This is a genomic window from Pantoea sp. X-Soil-TKNS-1280, assembly GCF_059730475.1.
This window is the reverse complement of the sequence record NZ_AP035962.1, coordinates 3,411,673-3,429,167: the sequence shown is the minus strand read 5'-3', so window position 1 is coordinate 3,429,167 and position 17,495 is coordinate 3,411,673. Positions and strand designations below refer to the sequence as shown.

11 protein-coding genes are annotated in these 17,495 nt (G+C 57.3%); 7 read left to right on the top strand and 4 right to left on the bottom strand.

Features of this window, described 5'->3' with window-relative positions; all coding sequences use genetic code 11:
• Window positions 1–54: 54 nt before the first annotated feature.
• The 6 genes from AC6I8X_RS15900 (at window position 55) to lplT (ending at window position 13,125) form a co-directional block, all read left to right on the top strand.
• Complete coding sequence (locus AC6I8X_RS15900; protein WP_497840092.1) at window positions 55–1,311, top strand: MdtA/MuxA family multidrug efflux RND transporter periplasmic adaptor subunit; 1,257 nt, start codon at window positions 55–57, stop codon at window positions 1,309–1,311.
• The gene (locus tag AC6I8X_RS15895) at window positions 1,308–4,532 is read left to right on the top strand and encodes an efflux RND transporter permease subunit (protein WP_497840091.1); all 3,225 of its coding nucleotides are present in this window, start codon (window positions 1,308–1,310) and stop codon (window positions 4,530–4,532) included. Before AC6I8X_RS15900 ends, AC6I8X_RS15895 begins: the two co-directional genes overlap by 4 nt.
• Window positions 4,529–7,630 carry an efflux RND transporter permease subunit gene (locus AC6I8X_RS15890; RefSeq protein ID WP_497840090.1) on the top strand — a complete coding sequence of 1,034 codons (3,102 nt, stop codon included), beginning with the start codon at window positions 4,529–4,531 and terminating at the stop codon, window positions 7,628–7,630. Before AC6I8X_RS15895 ends, AC6I8X_RS15890 begins: the two co-directional genes overlap by 4 nt.
• Window positions 7,631–7,633: 3 nt before the next feature.
• Complete coding sequence (locus AC6I8X_RS15885; protein ID WP_497840089.1) at window positions 7,634–9,040, top strand: efflux transporter outer membrane subunit; 1,407 nt, start codon at window positions 7,634–7,636, stop codon at window positions 9,038–9,040.
• Between the two features lie 747 nt (window positions 9,041–9,787).
• Window positions 9,788–11,938, top strand: coding sequence for a bifunctional acyl-ACP--phospholipid O-acyltransferase/long-chain-fatty-acid--ACP ligase (gene aas, locus AC6I8X_RS15880; protein WP_497840088.1), 2,151 nt, complete (start codon window positions 9,788–9,790; stop codon window positions 11,936–11,938).
• Window positions 11,935–13,125, top strand: coding sequence for a lysophospholipid transporter LplT (gene lplT / locus AC6I8X_RS15875; protein ID WP_497840087.1), 1,191 nt, complete (start codon window positions 11,935–11,937; stop codon window positions 13,123–13,125). Before aas ends, lplT begins: the two co-directional genes overlap by 4 nt.
• A gap of 58 nt (window positions 13,126–13,183) precedes the next feature.
• On the opposite strand, the gene AC6I8X_RS15870 is transcribed toward lplT, so the two are convergent.
• From AC6I8X_RS15870 to mutH, 4 genes are all read right to left on the bottom strand, one after another.
• On the bottom strand, window positions 13,184–14,224 hold the full coding sequence (locus tag AC6I8X_RS15870) for an NADP(H)-dependent aldo-keto reductase (RefSeq protein WP_497840086.1): 1,041 nt from the start codon (window positions 14,222–14,224) through the stop codon (window positions 13,184–13,186).
• Between the two features lie 143 nt (window positions 14,225–14,367).
• Window positions 14,368–14,586, bottom strand: coding sequence for a YgdI/YgdR family lipoprotein (locus AC6I8X_RS15865; RefSeq protein WP_084876516.1), 219 nt, complete (start codon window positions 14,584–14,586; stop codon window positions 14,368–14,370).
• A gap of 117 nt (window positions 14,587–14,703) precedes the next feature.
• Window positions 14,704–15,414 (bottom strand): TerC family protein, encoded by a 711-nt coding sequence (locus tag AC6I8X_RS15860; RefSeq protein ID WP_299460180.1) that lies wholly within the window; start codon window positions 15,412–15,414, stop codon window positions 14,704–14,706.
• A 171-nt stretch (window positions 15,415–15,585) separates the two neighbouring features.
• Window positions 15,586–16,272, bottom strand: coding sequence for a DNA mismatch repair endonuclease MutH (mutH, locus tag AC6I8X_RS15855; RefSeq protein ID WP_299460184.1), 687 nt, complete (start codon window positions 16,270–16,272; stop codon window positions 15,586–15,588).
• A 684-nt stretch (window positions 16,273–16,956) separates the two neighbouring features.
• Here mutH and rppH point away from each other — a divergent pair.
• Window positions 16,957–17,484 (top strand): RNA pyrophosphohydrolase, encoded by a 528-nt coding sequence (gene rppH, locus AC6I8X_RS15850; protein WP_208716303.1) that lies wholly within the window; start codon window positions 16,957–16,959, stop codon window positions 17,482–17,484.
• Window positions 17,485–17,495: the final 11 nt, after the last annotated feature.

The following is a 17,495-nucleotide window of genomic DNA, read 5'->3' as shown; positions in this document are numbered from 1 at the left end:
AATAATCCCCTGTTTTTCAGGGGATTTTCCATTTATCTGAGACCTAAAAACTCAATGAAGACCAACGCTCCTCGATCCGCTTTCTCTCGCTGGCTGAAATGGCTGCTCCTGTTAGTTGTGCTGTTAATTGTGGCTGGCGTGATCTGGCGCGTAGTCGGTGGACGCGGTGGGATGCCGCCAGGCGGAATGCCGCCGGGTGGTGAACACGGTGGGCGCAGTGGTCACCGTGGCGCCGGTGGCCCGCCGGGCATGGCGATGATGATGGGGGGGGCGACCCTGGTGCACAGTGGCGTTGCCACCACCGCCGATGTGCCGGTGTATCTGAATGCGCTGGGGACGGTGGTGCCCAATGCCAGCGTGACGGTTACCAGCCGGGTGGCGGGTCAGCTGGATAAGGTGTACTTCACCGAAGGACAGAAAGTGCAGGCGGGCCAGCTGCTGGCGCAGATCGATCCGCGCAGCTATCAGGCGACGCTGGCGCAGTATCAGGGCGATCTTAATCAGAACCAGGCGCTGCTGAAAAGTGCCGAACTGACGCTAGCACGCTACAAAAAACTCTACGCGCAGGACTCACTGGCGCGCCAGGACCTGGATACCCAGATGGCGACCGTAGGCCAGTATCGCGGTGCGGTGGCAGCGGATGAAGCGCAGATCGCCAGTGCAAAACTGGATATCGAATACGCGCGCATCACCTCGCCGGTCAGCGGCCGCGTGGGCCTGCGTCTGGTGGACCCGGGCAATATGATCCAGACCACTGATACCACCGGTATCGTGGTGGTGACGCAGATGCAACCGGCGGCAGTGACCTTCAGTGTGCCGCAAAGCAACATTCCGCAGCTGACCAAAGCGCTGCACAACGAACAAAGCCTGCCAGCAACAGCGTTTGATCAGGACAACACCACGGTGCTGGCGCAGGGTGAAGTGAGATATATCAGCAACCAAATCGACACCAGCACCGGCACCATCGAGCTGAAAGCCAGCTTCCCCAACGAAGACGAGTCGCTGTTTGCCAACCAGTTCGTCAATCTGCGCCTGCAAACCGATACCCTGAAAAACGCCACGGTGATCCCGGCCCAGGCGTTGCAACTGAGCAGCGATGGCAGCTTTGTGTTTGTCATCAACAAAGACAACACCGTGACGCGTAAAGCGGTCACCACCGGCCCGACCTTTGGTGAAGATTTCCAGGCGATTTTGAAAGGGGTAGAGCCGGGCGAACGTCTGGTGACGGAAGGCATCGATCGTCTGACCAACGGCAGTAAAGTGACGCTGGCCGATGAGAGCAAACCGACTGCGACCGCCGAGGCCAAATGAATCCGTCACGCCTGTTTATCCAGCGGCCGGTCGCTACCATCCTGTTGATGGTGGGCGTGCTGATCGCCGGGATCTTCGCTTATAAATTCCTCTCCACCTCGGCGTTGCCGCAGGTGGACTATCCGACCATTCAGGTCACCACGCTGTATCCGGGTGCCAGCCCGGACGTGATGGCCTCATCGATCACTTCGCCGCTGGAGCGGCAGCTGGGGCAGATGGCGGGTTTAAGCCAGATGACCTCCACCAGCTCCGGTGGGTCCTCAATCATTACGCTGAAGTTCAGCCTTGATCTGTCGCTGGATGTGGCGGAACAGGAAGTGCAGGCGGCGATCAATGCCGCGAACAACCTGCTGCCGAGCGATCTGCCTAATCCGCCAACCTATAAAAAGGTCAACCCGGCAGATACCGCGGTGATCACCCTGGCGGCCAGTTCCGATACGCTGCCGCTCACCGAAGTGCAGGATCTGGTCAACACCCGTGTGGCGCTGAAGCTGTCACAGATTTCCGGCGTCGGTATGGTGACGCTGGCGGGGGGCCATCAACCGGCGATTCGTGTCCAGATGGACCCGAAAGCACTGGCAGCACATAACCTGACGCTGGAAGACGTCAACACCCTGATCGGCAACAGCAACGTGAACGGCTCAAAAGGCGGCTTCGACGGCAAATACCATTCGGTCACCATCGACGCTAACGACCAGCTGCGCACCGCTGAAGAGTACGGCAACCTGATTATCACCTATCAGAACGGTGCTGCACTGCGCCTGAAAGATATTGCTCATATCGAGCAGGGGCCGGAAAACAGCTTCCAGTCGGCATGGGCCAATAACAGCCCGGCGATTGTGATAAGCGTACAGCGTCAGCCGGGGGCAAACGTCATTCAGGTGGTGGATGCCATCAAAGCCAAACTGCCTACGTTGCAGGCGGCGTTACCGGATGGCGTGAAGATGACCATCCTTTCCGACCGTACGCAAACCATTCGTGCTTCGATCAGTGACGTGCAGTTTGAGCTGATGTTGTCGGTGGCGCTGGTGGTGATGGTCACCTTCCTGTTCCTGCGCAATATCGCGGCGACGCTGATCCCCAGCGTAGCGGTGCCGCTGTCGCTGATTGGGACCTTCGGCGTGATGTACCTGGCTGACTTCAGCCTGAACAACCTGTCGCTGATGGCGCTGACCATCGCCACCGGTTTCGTGATCGACGATGCGATTGTGGTGGTGGAGAATATCTCGCGACGGCTGGAAGAGGGCGAAACGCCGATGCAGGCGGCGCTGAAAGGTTCCCAGCAGATTGGCTTCACCATTATCTCGCTGACCTTCTCGCTGATTGCGGTGCTGATCCCACTGCTGTTTATGGGCGATGTGGTCGGGCGTTTGTTCCGCGAATTTGCCATCACCCTGGCGGTGTCGATCCTCGTCTCGATGCTGGTGTCGCTGACGCTGACCCCGATGCTGTGTGCTTATCTGTTGCAGCATATCCCGCCGGAAAAACAGTCGCGTTTCTCACGCAAAGGCGGCGAATTTTTTGACAAGCTGGTGCGCGGCTATGACCGCATGCTGACTATCGTGCTGAATCACCAGAAGCTGACGTTGCTGGTGGCGCTGGCGACGTTCGCGCTGACGGCGGTGCTGTATCTGGTGATTCCTAAAGGCTTCTTCCCGACCCAGGATACCGGCCTGATTCAGGGCGTCACCCTTGCCTCGCAGGATGTCTCCTTTAGTGAAATGTCGAAACGGCAGCAGGCACTGGCAAAAGTGATCCTGCAAAATCCGTCGGTGGAGAGCTTGTCCTCGACCATCGGCATCGACGGCACCAATACCAGCCTCAACAGCGGCAGTATGCAGATTAACCTCAAGCCGTTTGGCGAGCGTGATGACAAAGCCGATGTGGTGATTAAACAGCTGCAACAGGCGGCGACCCAGGTGACGGGTATCCAGCTTTATTTGCAACCAGCGCAGGATTTAACGGTCAACGACCAGGTCACGCCGAATCAGTATCAGTTCACCCTGGACGATGCTGACAGCGAAAACCTGGTGAAATGGACGCCGCAGCTGATTGCCGCCTTGCAGAAACGCCCGGAATTTAATGGTGTGGTGAGCAACTTACAGGATCAGGGCCGCGTGGCTTATGTGGAACTGAACCGTGATAAAGCGGCACGCTACGGCATTACCGCCTCTGACGTCGATACCGCGTTGTACAACAGCTTTGGTCAGCGTCTGGTGTCTACCATCTTTACCCAGGCGAACCAGTATCGCGTGGTGCTGGAAGTGGCACCCACTTATCAGCAGTCTCCGGCATCGTTTGATGATGTCTATCTGCAACCGTCGAGCAGCAGCGACAGTAGCAGCTCCACCACCACCACCAGCAGCGCGTCCAGCAGCAGTAGCTCCAGCTCCAGTTCATCGGACAGCTCCAGCAGTTCGAGCTCATCCAGCACCAGCAGCACGACTGGCATGGTGAAACTGACCTCGATCGCCACCATCCATGAGCGCACCGGTTCTCTGATGCATATGCGTCTCAACCAGTTCCCGGCGGTGATGGTGTCGTTTAACCTCAGCAGCGGTTATTCACTGGAAGATGCGCAGCAGGCGATTACCGAGGTGACGCAGCAGCTGAATCTGCCGTCGAGTATCACCCTGCGTTATCAGGGGGAAACCTCAGCGTTCCAGAGCGCCACCGGCAACACGCTGTGGCTGATTCTGGCGGCGCTGATCACCATGTATGTGGTGCTGGGCATTCTGTATGAAAGCTTTATTCATCCGGTCACCATTCTCTCCACACTGCCGTCGGCGGCAGTGGGTGCGCTGCTGACACTGCTGCTGGCCGGGAGCGAGTTCAGCCTGATTGCGTTGATCGGGGTGATCCTGTTGATCGGCATCGTGAAGAAGAACGCCATTATGATGATCGACTTCGCGCTGGAAGCGGAAAACAAGCAGGGAATGAGCCCACGCGATGCGATTCATCAGGCGTGTCTGCTGCGTTTCCGTCCGATTATGATGACCACCATGGCGGCGCTGCTGGGGGCATTGCCGCTGATGCTGGCCTCCGGTTCTGGCGCTGAGTTGCGCCAGCCGCTTGGCCTGGTGATCGTCGGCGGGTTGATCGTCAGCCAGGTGTTGACGCTGTTCTCCACTCCGGTGATTTATCTGTGGTTTGATGGCTGGGCGCAGCGTGGCAAGCGTTTTGTGCAGCGTAAACAGCAGCAGGCGCGAGGCGAGCAATGAATCTGACGCGGCTGTTTATCTTCCGCCCGGTGACCACGCTGCTGCTGACGCTGTCGATCATGCTGCTTGGCCTGTTAGGCTACCGGCTGCTGCCGGTGGCTCCACTGCCGCAGGTGGATTTCCCCACCATCATGGTCAGCGCCAGCCTTGCCGGGGCCAGCCCGGAAACCATGGCGGCCACGGTGGCGACACCGCTGGAACGTTCGCTCGGGCAGATCGCGGGCATCACCGAGATGACGTCGAGCAGTTCGCAGGGTTCCAGCACCATCATTTTGCAGTTTGAACTGGATCGCGATATCAACGGCGCGGCGCGTGATGTGCAGGCGGCCATTAACGCGGCGCGCAGTTTGCTGCCCAGCTCGATGGAATCGCTGCCGACGTACCGTAAAGCCAACCCGTCCGATGCGCCGATTGTGATGCTGGCGCTGGTCTCCGCCACCCGAACGCCGGGTGAGCTCTACGACCTGGCGGAAAGCAAGATTGAACAGGCGATGAGCCAGGTGCAGGGCGTCGGCGAAGTATCGCTGATGGGCAGTGCGCTGCCTGCGGTGCGCATCGACCTGCAACCGCAGAAGTTGACGCAATACGGTATTTCACTGGATACGGTGCGTAGCGCCATCGCCGATAGCACCACCAACCTGCCGAAAGGGATTTTGCAGGGCAGCAGCCAGTCGTGGCTGGTGGACAGCAACGGACAGCTGGATAAAGCGGCACAGTACCGCAATCTGATCGTCAGCTATAACAACGGCAAAGCGGTGCGGCTGCATGATGTGGCGACCGTGTACGACTCGATTGAAGATAAGTATCAGGCCGGTTTCCTCAATGCTACGCCATCGGTGATGATCGGTATCACGCGCCAGGCCGGGGCTAACATGCTGGATACTATCGACGCCATTAAAGCGCAGCTGCCGAATCTGGAAAAAGATCTGCCCGCCGATACCCAACTGAAACTGGTGGTGGACCGTTCTCCGACGGTGCGCCAGTCGTTGTATGACACCGAAGAGACGCTGCTGATCGCCGTGATGCTGGTGATTGCGGTGGTGTTTGTCTTCCTGCGTAATGTGCAGGCGGTGGTGATACCGGCGCTGGCGCTGCCGGTGTCGCTGATTGGCACCTGTGCGGTGATGTATCTGCTGGGTTACAGCCTCGATAACCTGTCGCTGATGGCGTTGATCATCTCGACCGGCTTTGTGGTCGATGATGCGATTGTGGTGCTGGAAAACATCACCCGCCATATCGAAGAAGGGTTAAGTCCACTGCGCGCCGCGCTGCGTGGGGCGCAGGAAGTGAGTTTTACCGTGCTGTCGATGACCATGTCATTGATTGCGGTCTTCATCCCGATTCTGCTGATGGGGAGTATCGTCGGCCGTCTGTTCCGCGAGTTTGCCGTGACGCTTTCCATCTCGCTGCTGATCTCGATGTTTGTCTCGCTCAGCCTGACGCCGATGCTGTGCGCGCGGCTGCTGAAACCGAAGCCGAAAGTCAGCAAACGCCCGCATCCGCTGTATCAGTTTATTGAAAACCAGCTGAATGCGCTGCTGGCTGCCTACTCGCGTGGTCTGGCCTGGGTGCTGGCGCACCAGAAAATTACGATGTTCAGCTTGCTGCTTACCGTGTTGCTGAACCTGTTTTTGTATTCGGTGGTGCAGAAAGGCTTCTTCCCCAATCAGGATACCGGGCTGTTGATGGGCGCGTTGCGCGCCGATCAAAACATCTCTTTCCAGGCGATGAAGCCGAAGATGTTGCAGTTTACCAAAATCATCGAGTCTGACCCGGCAGTCGAAAGCGTGATGTCGTCGATGGGCAGCGGCATGTTTGGTTCGCGTAACAGCGCCAACTTCTTTGTGCGACTGAAGGATTTTGATAAGCGAACCGCGACCGCCACCGAAGTGGCCAACCGCCTGAGTATGAAGACCAGCCATATTGCCGGGGGACAGATGTTCCTGATGGCGGCGCAGGATCTGCATATTGGTGGCCGCAGTGCCAACGCCACTTATCAATACAGTTTGCAGGCCGACGATCTGGATGTATTGCGCACCTGGACGCCGAAAGTGCAGGCGGCGCTGGCGGCGATCCCGCAGCTGAACAGCGTGGATTCTGACTCGCAAATCGGCGGCCAGGAAGTGGTGATCAATATCGATCGCGACCGGGCAAAGATGCTCGGGGTTAACGTGCAGATGATCGATACCATGCTGAACAACTCCTTCAGCCAGCGGCAGATTGCCACGCTGTACCACACGCTTAACCAGTACCATGTGGTGATGTCGTTGCAGGACAGCTACACCCGTGACCCGAATATCCTGAAAGAGCTGTTTGTCGTCAATGACAGTGGCGATCGGGTGCCGCTCTCAGCCTTTGCCACTTTTGTCGGCGGCAATGCGCCGCTTTCGGTGGCGCATCAGGGGCAGTCTGCTACCAGCACCATCGCCTTCAACCTGAATGACGGCGTCTCGCTGGAACAGGCGCAGCAGCTTATCAAGCAGGCGATGGCGAAACTGGGGCTGCCTTCCAATATTCAGGCGGGCTTTGCCGGGACTGCCGCCGCGTTTTCTCAGCTGACCGCCACCATGCCGTGGCTGATTCTGGCGGCGCTGGCGGCGGTGTATATCGTGCTCGGCGTGCTGTACGAAAGCTATATCCACCCGCTCACCATTCTTTCTACGCTGCCGTCGGCGGGCGTCGGTGCCTTGCTGCTGTTGCTGCTGACGAATACGCAACTGACGGTGATCGCGCTGATCGGCATTATCCTGTTGATTGGTATCGTGAAAAAGAACGCCATTATGATGATCGACTTTGCCATCGACGCTGAACGCCGTCAGGGCATGACGCCGCGTCAGGCGATTACTCAGGCCTGCCTGATGCGCTTCCGTCCGATCATGATGACCACGCTGGCGGCCTTCTTCGGCGCACTGCCGCTGGCGCTGGGCCGCGGTGGCGATGCCGACCTGCGCAGCCCGCTTGGTCTGGCGATTGCCGGTGGCTTGGCGCTCAGCCAGTTGCTTACTTTGTTTACCACGCCGGTTGTTTATCTCTGGCTCGATAGTCTGAGCCGCGCCACCAAACGTCAGTGGCGGCGGTTGCGTCATGCGGAATCCTGATCCATGAAAATGTCGTTACGAATTACCCCGATCTTTATGGCGCTGCTGCTGGCAGGCTGTACCGTTGGTCCTGATTATCAGCGTCCGACGATGGCAATGCCGACCCATTTTAAAGAGGCGCAAGGCTGGACCGAGGCCACGCCGCAGGATGATCAGAGCAAAGGCGAATGGTGGGCGGTGTACCATGATGCCACCCTCGATGGCCTGCTGCGTCAGGTCAGCATCTCTAACCAGAACGTGGCGAACTATGCCGCCCAGTACCGTGAAGCCCAGGCGCTGGCATCGCAGTCACGTGCCGAGCTGTTCCCGTCGGTGAGCTACGATGCCACCAGCACGCGCAGCGGCAGCCGTGCCAGCACCACCGGCCAGCGTAGCGTCAGCAACAGCCATCAGGCCGAGCTGAGCGCCAGCTGGGAGCTGGATCTGTGGGGCAAATTGCGTCGCACGCTGGAAGAGAACAAAGCCAGCGCCCAGGCCAGCGCTGCCGAGCTGGCGAATATCACCCTTAGCGCCCAGTCTGAGCTGGCGCAGGACTATTTCCAGCTGCGCATTATGGACGAGAAAATCGCCCTCTATCAGCGCAGCATCGATGCTTATCAACGCTACCTGACGGTGATTCAAAACAAATATCAGGCGGGCAGCGAATCGCGCGCCACCCTGGCGCAGGCGCAGATGCAGCTGGAAAGCGCTCGCGCTTCCGCGCAGGATTATCAGTGGCAGCGTGCGCAGCTGGAGCACGCTATCGCGCTGTTGCTGGGACGCGCACCTGCCGATTTCTCTCTGCCGGTGGCGAAGCTGGATGCCACCCTGCCGGATATCCCGCACAGCGTACCGTCGCAGCTGTTGCAGCGCCGTCCGGATATCGCCTATGCCGAACGTAACGTGGCAGCAGCGAACGCTGCGGTGGGCGTAGCCATTGCCGGTTACTACCCGGACCTGACCTTAAGCGCCAGCGGCGGTGTCAGTTCTTCCACCTTTAGCAACCTGTTCTCGCTGCCCAACCGTGTCTGGTCGCTGGGGCCGGAGCTGAGTGGCACCTTGCTCGACTTTGGCGCGACTTCGGCGAAAGTGGAGCAGGCACGCGCTTCCTACGATGCCAGCGTGGCCAGCTATCGGCAGTCGGTGCTGCAAGGGATGCAGGAAGTGGAGGATTACCTGGTGGAGCTGAACACGCTGAAGGGCGAGATTGTTTCACAGCAGCTGGCGACCACCGCAGCGCAGGAATCGGCGCGGGTGACGCGTAATCAGTATGAGGCGGGAATGATTGATTATCTCGACGTTGCCACGACTGAGAATACCAGCCTGAGCGAGCAGCAGAGTTTGCTGTCATTGCAGAGTACCCAGTGGGTGAGTAGTGTGGAGTTGATAGCTGCGCTGGGCGGAGGATGGCAGGGCGGCGAGACGCGCTAGCGCGATGCTGTTTCGTTCGCCACGGGTCGGTTTCGTTCGCTTCTGGCTAAGGTAGTTTCAGTTCGCCCGTGCGGCGACCGAGCAAAGGGGACCTGGCCGTCCCCTTTGCATTCCCCGGCCTTGCGCCGCCTGCCTCGCCGCTTCGCGGTCCCTTCGCTTACTCACGCTTCCGACGGACCGGCGTCGGTTCGCTCCTGCTCAACGCCGCCTGTCGCCGCATCCATGCGGCTCCTCCTGGAATCGTTCCCGCGCTCAGCGAGTCCGGATGGCGCGTCAGCACCGCTGCCACATCGATGATTTCCTGTGTTTTTTCTTTTGCTGTTTGTTTTTATTAGATGGTCCTGCAAACGGGGGTGTGGGCGGCATTCGCAGCGCCGAGCGCAGAGGGAAGGCCAGGACGAGCCGCATGGATGCGGCGAGAGCGCGGCATGAGCCATGGATGGCGAATCCGCGAGGTCCGTCAGGCCTGAGTGATAAGCGAGGGAACAGCGCGTTAGCGCTGCGCGAGGACGCCGCAGGGCGCGGATTGCAAAGGTGCGCGCCATCGCACCTTTGCCCGTCCGCCTGCACGTTGTGGCTGAAACTCGGCAATGCCTGGCGGGCGGAACCTTCTCAGAGCCAGACCACTGTTGCCTCGCGGGCCATCCGATGGATGCAATTTTCACGCATTGCCACCGCTGCCACTTGTCGAAAATGCGCGAATCCTGCATCGTAGGGACCATTTTTCACGACTGCTAAGGAGCTGGCATGTTATTCACCTGCCTGCGTTTCCTCTGCCGCCTGTTATGGCGCGTCGAGCTGCGCGGTGATCTGGCTGCATTGCACAAACCTAAAGTGCTGATCACCCCTAACCACATGTCATTTCTTGATGGTGTGCTGGTAGCCTTATTCCTGCCAATTAAACCGGTGTTTGCTGTCTATTCCTCGATCAGCGATCAATGGTTTATGCGTATCCTGAAGCCAATAATCGACTTCGTGCCGCTCGATCCCACCAAACCGATGTCGATAAAGCATCTGGTCCGCCTGATCAACGAAGGTCGTCCGGTGGTGATTTTCCCGGAAGGTCGTATCACCGTTACCGCTTCGCTGATGAAGATCTACAGCGGCGCTGGTTTTGTGGCGGCAAAATCGGGGGCCAGCGTGGTGCCAATGCGTATCGAAGGCGCGGAATATACCCCGTTTGGCCGCCTCGCCGGGGTGTTTAAACGTCGCCTGTTCCCCCGCATCACCCTGACGGTGTTGCCAGCCACCGTGATCCCGATGCCAGAAGCACCACGTGCGCGTGACCGCCGTCTGCTGGCTGGTGAGCACTTACATCATGTGATGATGGAAGCGCGCATGGCGGTGCGTCCGCGTGAAACGTTATTCACTGCGTTCCTTAACGCGCGCACCCGTTACGGCCTGTTTAAGCCCTGCATCGAAGACATCAACTTCAAAACCGACAGCTATACCGGCCTGCTGAAAAAAGCATTGGGCGTCGGGCGTATCCTCGAACGTTACAGCCAGCAGGGCGAATATGTTGGTCTGCTGCTGCCCAATGCCACGGTGACAGCAGCGGCGATTCTCGGGGCGTCACTGCGTGGACGCGTTCCGGCGATGCTCAACTACACCGCCGGGGTCAATGGAATGCGTGCGGCGCTGACCGCGTCGCAGGTGAAAACCGTGTTCACCTCGCGTCAGTTCCTGGATAAAGGCAACCTGTGGCATTTGCCAGAGGGGCTGAGTGAGGTGAAGTGGATTTACCTCGAAGACCTGCGCGACACCGTCACCACCAAAGACAAATTGTGGATCCTGACCCATCTGCTGATGCCGCGTCGCGCACAGGTGGCGCAACAGCCGGAAGATGCGGCAATGGTACTGTTTACCTCGGGGTCGGAAGGCCATCCTAAAGGGGTGGTGCACTCCCATAAAAGCCTTCTGGCTAACGTCGAGCAGATTCGTACCGTGGCGGATTTCACCCCGCGTGACCGCTTTATGTCGGCGCTGCCGCTGTTTCACGCCTTTGGTCTGACCGTGGGCCTGTTCACGCCATTGCTGACCGGGGCAGAGGTGTTCCTCTATCCCAGCCCGCTGCACTACCGTGTCGTGCCCGAGCTGGTGTATGACCGCAACTGTACCGTGCTGTTTGGCACCTCAACCTTCCTCGGCAACTATGCGCGGTTCGCCAGCCCTTACGATTTTGCCCGTCTGCGTTATGTGGTGGCCGGTGCGGAAAAATTGCAGGAAGGGACGCGCCAGATCTACATGGAAAAATACGGCATCCGTATTCTTGAAGGCTACGGTGTGACCGAGTGTGCGCCAGTGGTGGCGATTAACGTGCCAATGGCGGCGAAATCGCACACCGTGGGACGTATCCTGCCGGGGATGGATTCGCGTCTGATTTCGGTGGCAGGCATCGAGCAGGGCGGTCGCCTGCAACTGCGTGGTCCCAACGTAATGAACGGCTATCTGCGCGTGGAAAACCCAGGCGCGCTGGAACTGCCGGTAGCCGATAACGGCGAAGGTGAAATGGAAGCGGGCTGGTACGACACCGGCGATATCGTCAGCTTTGATGAGGGCGGTTTCTGCCAGATTCAGGGACGGGCGAAACGCTTCGCCAAAATCGCCGGTGAGATGGTCTCGCTGGAGAGCGTCGAGCAGATCGCCCTGAAAGCCTCGCCGGAGAAACAACATGCGGCGTCCCTGCGGCCGGACGGCAGTCGCGGTGAAGCGCTGGTGCTGTTCACCACCGACAGTGAACTTAATCGTGACAAACTGCACCAGGCGCTGCGTGAACTCGGCGCAACGGAGCTGGCGTTACCGCGTGATATCCGCGTAATGAAACAATTGCCGATGCTGGGCAGCGGTAAACCTGACTATGTCAGCCTGAAAAAACTGGCCGAAGAGGAACAGGCATGAGCCAGGCGGTAAACCCGGATGCACCCCTGCTGTCACGTAACATGACGGCAGTGATTGTGGCGCAGTTTCTCTCGGCGTTTGGCGACAACGCGCTGTTGTTCGCCATGCTGGCGGTGCTGAAAAATCAGTTCTATCCCGACTGGAGCCAGCCGATTCTGCAAATGTTGTTTGTCGCCACTTACATTCTGCTCGCACCCTTTGTCGGGCAGATGGCGGACAGCTTTGCCAAAGGTCGGGTGATGATGTTCGCCAACAGCCTGAAGCTGCTGGGGGCGCTGATTATCTGTTTCGGCTTCAACCCGTTCCTTGGCTACACGCTGGTGGGCGTAGGGGCGGCGGCTTATTCCCCGGCGAAGTATGGCATCCTCGGCGAAATCACCCGTGGTGAGAAGTTAGTGAAAGCTAACGGATTGATGGAAGGATCGACCATCGCCGCGATTCTGTTGGGCTCGGTGGCGGGTGGCATTCTTGCTGACTGGCATCTGCTGGCGGCACTGGCAGTGTGTGCGCTGACTTACGGGCTGGCCGTGGTGGCAAACCTGTTTATCCCGCGCCTGCGGGCGGCACGTCCTGGTCAGAGCTGGCATTTTGGCGTGATGCTGCGCAGTTTCATTGATGCCACGGTGCTGTTATGGCGCAACGGCGAAACCCGCTTCTCGCTACTGGGCACCAGCCTGTTCTGGGGGGCCGGGGTGACACTGCGTTTTCTGCTGGTGTTGTGGGTGCCGGTGGCGCTGGGAATCAGCGATAACAAAACGCCGACCACGCTAAATGCCATGGTAGCGATCGGTATCGTGATTGGCGCGGCGGCAGCGGCGAAGCTGGTGACACTACAAACGGTGCGCCGCTGTATGCCTGCCGGGGTGCTGATTGGTGTGATGGTGGTGGTGTTCTCAATGCAGCACAGTTTGCTGCCTGCTTACCTGATTTTGATGCTGATTGGCGCGCTGGGCGGGTTCTTTGTCGTGCCGCTGAACGCGTTATTGCAGGAACGTGGCAAGGCGAGCGTCGGCGCGGGCAATGCGATTGCCGTGCAGAACCTCGGTGAAAACACCGCGATGTTGCTGATGCTGGGTCTGTATACGCTGGCGATTAAGCTGGGTGCTCCGGCGGTGGCGACCGGTATCGGGTTTGGCGCGATTTTCGCCGTGGCGATCGTCGTGTTGTGGTGGAAAGCGCGGCGTTAGCCGCGCCTGGAACGAATTGTAGCGGCGCGATTTATCGCGCATTTTGGCTGGCAGCGGGTTAAGGTGCCGGGTAAGTAAACTGACGATGAATCGCCTCAATGCCTTCCAGCACATCCGCATTTAGTGTCAGATTAAAACTCTCCACGTCCGTCTTCAGCTGTTCCAGCGTGGTCGCACCCAACAGAGTGCTGGCAACAAACGGCTGTTGACGCACATAGGCCAGCGCCATCTGCGACGGGTCGAGATTGTGCTTCTTCGCCAGCTCCACATACGCCGCGACTGCCAGCTGTGACTGCTCGCTGCTGTAGCGGGTAAACCGGCTGAACAGGGTATTACGCGCCCCGGCCGGTTTTGCCCCGTTGAGATACTTGCCGCTTAAGGTGCCGAACGCCAGGCTGGAGTAAGCCAGCAGTTCAACGCCTTCATGCTGGCTGATCTCCGCCAGACCTACCTCAAAGCTGCGGTTCAGCAGGCTATACGGGTTCTGAATAGTCACGATGCGCGGCAGCTCATGCTTCTCTGCCAGTTGCAGATAGCGCATCACGCCCCAGGCCGTTTCGTTCGACACGCCGATATAGCGAATCTTGCCCGCACGTACCTGCTCGGTCAGCGCTTCCAGCGTTTCCAGCAGCGTGACCGGCACGGTGGATTCGGTGTACTGATAACCCAGCTTGCCAAAGAAGTTGGTCTGACGTTGCGGCCAGTGCAGCTGATAAAGATCGAGATAGTCGGTGTTCAGGCGCTTCAGGCTGGCGTCCAGCGCTTCACGGATATTTTTACGATCCAGTGCCTGGTTAGGACGAATCGACGCATCAGCGCCGCGTACCGGACCTGCGACTTTACTGGCCAGGATAATCTTGTCACGGCTGCCACGCTGCTTCAGCCAGTTGCCAATATATTGTTCAGTTAAACCCTGGGTTTCCGGGCGCGGCGGCACCGGATACATTTCAGCAGTATCAATCAGGTTGATCCCCTGGCTGACAGCATAATCCAGTTGCGCATGAGCGTCGGCTTCGCTGTTCTGCTCACCAAACGTCATGGTTCCCAACCCCAGCTGACTCACTTCCAGCGTGCTATGGGGGATACGGTGATAGTGCATTGCCGGCTTCCTTTTTTCATTATGGAATGGAATGTTGTGTCCTGTGGGACTATAGCGCGTGAAACGGCGCGGAAGGAAGGGGGGAAAGTTCGGGAAATCGCCTGCACAGCTGGAAAAATACCGCAGGCGATGAAATTTGGCACTTAACGCTCAATGATGGTAGAGACCTCATCACCATTGATTTGCATTTCATGGCCCTGCTCGTCTTTGTACTGCACCAGGCCAGTGTCTTTATCAATCGCTGGTTTGCCTTCCGTCATAATCATGCGGCCATCTTTGGTCGCCATCACGTAATCACTGCTGCAGCCACTCAATACTACTGCCGCCAGCACCAGCCCCATTGCACTTACCAACCCTTTCATTCGCGACTCCCTTACACAACTTCAACAGCAAAAGTGTAGTAATAAATGGTTTTGGCGTTGGGGGTAATCACATCATTCCGAAAAGCAACGGGCGAGCATGACTCGCCCTTGACTTTCTCAGGCCGCGCCTTTCCTGCTACGCATCAGATTCAGGCATTCCACTGCCATCGAGAAGAACATGGCAAAATAAATGTAACCTTTTGGTACATGGACGCCAAAACTCTCCAGAATCAGGGTAAAGCCGACCAGAATCAGAAAAGCCAGCGCCAGCATTTTCACAGACGGGTGACGGTCAACAAATTCGCCGATGGTCCGCGCCGCGAACATCATCATCAGTACGGCAATCACCACCGCCATCATCATAATAATCAGATGGTCCGACAGACCCACGGCAGTAATCACCGAATCGAGGCTGAAAATAATGTCCAGCAGCATGATCTGCACGATGGCACCGAGGAACGAATGCACGTTGGTTTTATGCTCTTCTTCACCACCCTCAATGGTTTCGTGGATCTCCATACTGGATTTCCACAGCAGAAACAGGCCACCAAACAGCAGAATCAAATCACGTGCGGAGAAGGCGTGATCCATGATCGAGAATAGCGGATTGGTCAGACGCACCACCCAGGCTATCGAGGCCAATAGCCCGAGGCGCATCAGCATGGCACCCATCAAACCCAGACGGCGCGCGCGATTTTGTTGATGTTTGGGGAGCTTCGCCACCACCAGGGAAAGGAAAATAATGTTATCGATGCCCAGAACCACTTCCAGAATGGTTAATGTCCCCAGCGCCAGCCAGGCGTTGGGATCAGCAATCCAGTCAAACATGTGTACATTCAATCCTAAACGAAAAGTAAACGGCGATTATACACTTCATCATTCAAGTTGCAGCTGCGTTAGCTGCGTGTACTCACCCCAGTCACTTACTTATGTAAGCTCCTGAGGATTCACCCACTTGCCGCCTTGCTGCACCTCGAATGATTTCGTGTATCGACATGTTCACAGCAAAAAATGACGCGCCAGCAGTGGGCCGGTGAAACTCTTCTTGAGATAAAAGCCGCGAGGTAGCGTCATTATAGGCTCTCCATGCTCGCCGATGGCTTCGGTCAGCGCTTTGCTGTTGGCGGCTTTCGGGCGAAGTTGCAGCCAGGCACCGTGACGCGCGGTGATGCGTTCCACCTGGCCGAGCACAATCATATCCATCAGTTCCTCCCAGTCATGACGCAGTTGCTCCTCTTCTTCGGCACTGGGATGCCACAGCAGCGGCGATCCAACGCGACGCTCCGCCAGCGGCAATGCACGATCGCCCTCCACCGGGATCCACAATACGCGTGCCAGTTTATGGCGCACATGGCTGGTTTCCCAGGTGACGCCGCTGTTGCCGGTGAGCGGAGCGACGCAGACAAAGGTGGTTTCCAGCGGTTTCCCCAGTGCATCGACCGGGATGGTTTTCAGCTCGATACCGAGGTGAGCAAAATCCTGCTCCGCTTTACTGCCTGCGCTGGCACCGAGGTGCATCTCCAGCAGCATCCCCACCCAGCCTTTATCCCGCTTCAGATTGGCAGGCATGGGCAGACCCAGCTGCGCAGCCAGAGCAGCAAAGCTTTGCCCCGCCAGCTGCCGGGCGCGTTGCAGCAATTCCGCTTCATTTTTTGGTGGCTCAGGCAGTAAAGCAGGGGAACTCATGGTTTTACTCATATTGATTAAAAGATAAGCAGTGATGGCGTGCGCAGATTGTCCACAAAATGCAGCCACTTATTTTGCTGATAATAGCATGATTCAGCGTGCTTTTTTATTTGCTGCTCATCCACGGCTGGCAAGGGCACGGCAGGTTATCCCGGTTTGTTATCGACAATAAACAGGATCTTAAACCCAGTTATCCACAGAAAGCTGGGATAACCCCGGCTTTAACCAACCCCTGTTTCCATTTACAGCCTTGACTTTAGCGATTTGCTGGCTTTTTTTCCCATTTCTGACCAGGTTTAGGACATTCTCTGTGGATAAAAACAACGGAGGTCGATCTTTAACCAGTTTGCCGGCAGGCGGTTATGCGTCCCGGATATTTTTGCCTGTAAATCCCAGGGATTATCTTTTATCCATAAGAAAACATTGGATTTTATTATTGTCTGGTCCTGTTATGATAAGACTTTTCCGAAGCGGTTATTCAATTAATTCCCGTGTTCTGCACAAAGCTATCCACAGAAAAGGTGAATAAAATCGCCCTGAAATCGACACCCCTGTTCATAACCTGGCTAAACTCTGTGAGTTATCCTGTAATTATTCCGTCATCACCCCAGATATCCAGTGGTTTACCGCCTGTAAGGAGTGTGAAACAATCAAGCTATTCAAATTTAGCTTTGAGGTAGTCCAGTGATCGATGATGATGGCTACCGCCCGAATGTTGGTATCGTAATCTGTAACAGGCAAGGACAAGTGTTATGGGCCAGGCGCTTTGGACAGCACTCCTGGCAATTTCCCCAGGGAGGCATCAATCCCGGTGAAACCGCAGAACAGGCGATGTATCGCGAACTGTTTGAAGAAGTGGGTTTGCACCGTAAAGATGTTCGAATACTTGCTTCAACCCGTAACTGGTTACGCTACAAATTGCCAAAACGTTTGGTGCGTTGGGACACAAAGCCGGTGTGTATCGGCCAGAAACAAAAGTGGTTTCTTCTGCAGTTAATGAGTAGTGACGCGGATATCAATGTGCAGCACAGCAGCACGCCAGAGTTTGACGGCTGGCGCTGGGTCAGCTTCTGGTATCCGGTGCGTCAGGTTGTCTCCTTCAAACGTGACGTCTACCGTCGCGTAATGAAGGAATTCGCTGGCGTGGTGATGACTATGCAGGAGAGTGCGGGGCCGCGCAATGCCGCAGCCCATCGACGTAAGAGAGGATAGGCCACGCCCTT

What these genes read in the sequence shown, in the direction of transcription:
- AC6I8X_RS15900 (WP_497840092.1), top strand. Translation starts at nt 55, where the DNA reads ATGAAGACCAACGCTCCTCGATCCGCTTTCTCTCGCTGGCTGAAATGG.
- AC6I8X_RS15895 (WP_497840091.1), top strand. Translation starts at nt 1,308, where the DNA reads ATGAATCCGTCACGCCTGTTTATCCAGCGGCCGGTCGCTACCATCCTG.
- AC6I8X_RS15890 (WP_497840090.1), top strand. Translation starts at nt 4,529, where the DNA reads ATGAATCTGACGCGGCTGTTTATCTTCCGCCCGGTGACCACGCTGCTG.
- AC6I8X_RS15885 (WP_497840089.1), top strand. Translation starts at nt 7,634, where the DNA reads ATGAAAATGTCGTTACGAATTACCCCGATCTTTATGGCGCTGCTGCTG.
- aas (WP_497840088.1), top strand. Translation starts at nt 9,788, where the DNA reads ATGTTATTCACCTGCCTGCGTTTCCTCTGCCGCCTGTTATGGCGCGTC.
- lplT (WP_497840087.1), top strand. Translation starts at nt 11,935, where the DNA reads ATGAGCCAGGCGGTAAACCCGGATGCACCCCTGCTGTCACGTAACATG.
- AC6I8X_RS15870 (WP_497840086.1), bottom strand. Translation starts at nt 14,224, where the DNA reads ATGCACTATCACCGTATCCCCCATAGCACGCTGGAAGTGAGTCAGCTG.
- AC6I8X_RS15865 (WP_084876516.1), bottom strand. Translation starts at nt 14,586, where the DNA reads ATGAAAGGGTTGGTAAGTGCAATGGGGCTGGTGCTGGCGGCAGTAGTA.
- AC6I8X_RS15860 (WP_299460180.1), bottom strand. Translation starts at nt 15,414, where the DNA reads ATGTTTGACTGGATTGCTGATCCCAACGCCTGGCTGGCGCTGGGGACA.
- mutH (WP_299460184.1), bottom strand. Translation starts at nt 16,272, where the DNA reads ATGAGTTCCCCTGCTTTACTGCCTGAGCCACCAAAAAATGAAGCGGAA.